The sequence below is a fragment of the Rhodosalinus sp. genome, assembly GCF_041685465.1.
In the GTDB taxonomy this organism is placed as follows: Bacteria; Pseudomonadota; Alphaproteobacteria; order Rhodobacterales; family Rhodobacteraceae; genus Rhodosalinus.
In genome coordinates this window covers 1-3,150 of the sequence record NZ_JAWLFS010000301.1, presented here as the reverse complement: position 1 = coordinate 3,150, position 3,150 = coordinate 1, and the positions used below count along the sequence as shown (strand labels likewise).

3 protein-coding genes are annotated in these 3,150 nt (G+C 69.0%); all 3 read left to right on the top strand.

Annotated elements, in window-relative coordinates; all coding sequences use genetic code 11:
- Positions 1-1,285 (top strand): type I secretion protein (locus ACESL7_RS14780; RefSeq protein ID WP_372894060.1); only part of this gene is annotated, 1,285 nt, incomplete at its 5' end.
- Positions 1,286-1,345: 60 nt separating this feature from the next.
- Positions 1,346-2,659: an adenylosuccinate lyase gene (gene purB, locus ACESL7_RS14775; RefSeq protein WP_372894059.1), complete on the top strand. Its 1,314-nt coding sequence runs from the start codon at positions 1,346-1,348 to the stop codon at positions 2,657-2,659.
- A gap of 52 nt (positions 2,660-2,711) precedes the next feature.
- A complete protein-coding gene (locus ACESL7_RS14770) occupies positions 2,712-2,873 on the top strand; it encodes a carbohydrate-binding module family 14 protein (RefSeq protein WP_372894058.1) in 162 nt (53 codons plus the stop codon).
- Positions 2,874-3,150 lie beyond the last annotated feature (277 nt).

Here is a 3,150-nt window from a genome sequence, read left to right as displayed (position 1 = left end):
CGACGGCGCCTATGGCGACCCGCAGCTTCAGGCCATCGAGATCGGCAACGAGTACTGGGGCAGCGGCGAGATGAGTTCGACCGAATACGGTCGCGTCGCAAGCGAGATGGCGCGCATCGTGGACGAGGAGCTGACCGCCCACCCCCGCGCCGACCGCTTCGCGGAGACGGACATCCTCATGCAGTCGGGCAAGAACTACAATTTCGCGGACCTGCAACCGCAGTATGCCGAGCTCGACGCGCCGCGCGACATCCTCGACGCGATCGAGGAGGACTACGACGTCACCCTCGACACCGCGACCTATGAATACGCGAACGGCGAGGTCGCCTGGCCCCGGGTGGCCGACGCGCTGATCCGGAACGAGCTCGACGAGACGGAGGGGTCGGCGATCGACGCCGTCGTGACGCATCTCTATTCGAAGGCACCGGCGAACGAGAACAGCCGCTATTTCGAGCTCGATACCATCGACATGACCTGGCAGGAGGATCGGCCGGAGCTCGATATCTATGTGACCGAGTGGAACCGCTCGGACTCGACCCAGCTCTACGATCAGGGCGAGGACTACGGCCTCGATCAGGCGCACGAGCTTCTGAACGTGGTCGAGGCGATGGGCCTCGCGAATGTCGAGGCGGCGCATGTCTGGCCGCTCCAGCAGAACACCGCCAACACGCTCGGCGGCGAGGTGGGCGAGACCGAGCCGACGCCGGCCGGCGCGCTTTTCGCCGAGATGCAGGCGGCCCTGCCCGGCACGCGGGCGGTGGACCTGAACGCCGAGTCGCGCGAAACCGAGACCTCGACCGACGACGGCAATGTGGACGTGCACATGTTCGCCGCGCCGGACCGCATGGTGGCCTATCTCGCCAACACGACCGACGCGTCGGAGCAGGCACAGGTCGATCTGTCGAACCTTGTCTCCGATCCCGGCGCGGTGACGCTGACGCGCATCGGCGTGGGCGAGGGCGAGGACCCCGGCAGCACCGAGTCCCGCGCCACCGTGACCGAGGACCCGGACGGCGCGACGGTGGAGGGCACGACCCTTTCGGCCGACCTCGGCCCGCGCGAGATCCTTCAGGCGACCTTCGACGGACCGGAGATGACCGAGAGCTTCGCGGCCGCGGTCGCCGAGGCCGCGGGCACCGAACCGCCCGCCGAGGAGGAGCCGGAGGAGGACACCGCGGAGGACGACAGCGACGACAGCAGCGACGGGGGCAGTGACGGCGGCCTCGGCGTGGGGATCGCGGCGCTTCTCCTGTTGCCGCTTCTCGCCCTCGCAGGGGGCGGCTGAGCCGCTTGTCTCGGGGGGCGGCGCGGTCTAGACCCCGCGCGAACCCGAGAGGAGCGCCGCATGATCCCCCGCTATTCCCGCCCCGAGATGGTCGCCGTCTGGTCGCCGGAGACGCGCTTCCGCATCTGGTTCGAGATCGAGGCGCACGCGGGCGACGCGATGGCGGAGCTGGGCGTCATCCCGAAGGAGAACGCCGCGGCGGTCTGGAAAGCGAAGGACGCGCGTTTCGACGTGGACCGCATCGCCGAGATCGAGGCCGTCACCAAGCACGACGTCATCGCCTTCCTCACCCACCTGGGCGAGATCGTGGGCGAGGACGCGGCGCGCTTCGTGCATCAGGGCATGACGAGTTCCGACGTGCTGGACACCTGCCTCAACGTGCAGCTCACGCGCGCCGCCGACATCCTGATCGCGGACATGGACGCGCTGCTCGCGGCGCTGAAGCGCCGCGCCTTCGAGCACAAGGAGACCGTGCGCATCGGGCGCAGCCACGGCATCCACGCAGAGCCCACCACGATGGGACTCACCTTCGCACGCTTCCATGCCGAGATGGACAGCGGCCGCCGCCGCCTGGTCGCCGCGCGCGAGGAGATCGCCACCGGCGCGATCAGCGGCGCGGTGGGCACCTTCGCCAACGTCGACCCGCGGGTGGAGGAGCACGTCTGCGCAGAGATGGGCCTGAGCCCCGAGCCGATCAGCACGCAGGTCATCCCCCGCGACCGGCACGCCGCCTTCTTCGCGGCGCTGGGCGTGGTGGCAAGCTCGGTCGAGAACGTCGCGACCGAGATCCGGCACATGCAGCGCACCGAGGTGCTGGAGGGCGAGGAGTTCTTCAGCGCCGGCCAGAAGGGCAGCTCGGCCATGCCGCACAAGCGCAACCCGGTGCTCTCGGAGAACCTTACCGGGCTCGCGCGGCTGGTGCGCTCGGCCGTGATCCCGGCGATGGAGAACGTGGCGCTCTGGCACGAGCGCGACATCTCGCATTCCTCGGTCGAGCGGGTGATCGCGCCCGATGCCACGGTGACGCTCGACTTCGCGCTGGCGCGGCTGACGCAGGTGATCGACAGGCTGGTGATCTACCCCGAGCGGATGCAGGCCAACATGGACCGCCTCGGCGGCCTCGCCATGAGCCAGCGGGTGCTTCTGGCGCTGACGCAGGCCGGGGTGACGCGCGACGCCGCCTACCGGATGGTGCAGCGCAACGCGATGAAGGTCTGGGAAGAGGGCCGCGACTTCCAGACCGAGTTGCTGGGCGATGAAGAGGTCGTCGCAGCGCTCGGAAAAGAGGCGATCGAGGCGCAGTTCGACCTCGGATACCACCTGAAACACGTCGACACGATCTTTGCGCGCGTTTTCGGCACGACGCGCGATTGATCTGACCCTGCGTCATGCTACCCTTTCACGAGCCAGCGAAAGGGAGTGTGAGATGTCCAAGCTGAAGATCCTCGCCGCCGCCACGGCGCTGACCCTCGTGCCCGCGATGTCGATGGCGATGTGCGCCGGCAAGTCGCATCAGGCGATGTCCTGCGCCGACGGCATGGTCTGGGACTCCGAGCAGCAGTCCTGCGTGAAGGAAGTCATGAGCTGACGCGGCAGGGCCCGCGATCCGGTGAAGGGGCGGCCGCGCGGCCGCCCTTTCTGTATCCGGCGTTCAGTGAATATTCACGCCGGGCTGTTTTGACGGGCGCGACACCATCCTGACGCCGAGCCGCCATGGACCGCCAGCCGCAACTCGCCCCGCCCGACACGCCCGTGGCCACGCCGACCGCGCCGCGCCTGAGCCGCCGGCAGAAGGCGGCGATCGTCGTGCGTTTCCTGCTGACGGAGGGGGCGGACCTGCCCCTCGCGCAGCTCCCCGACGCGAT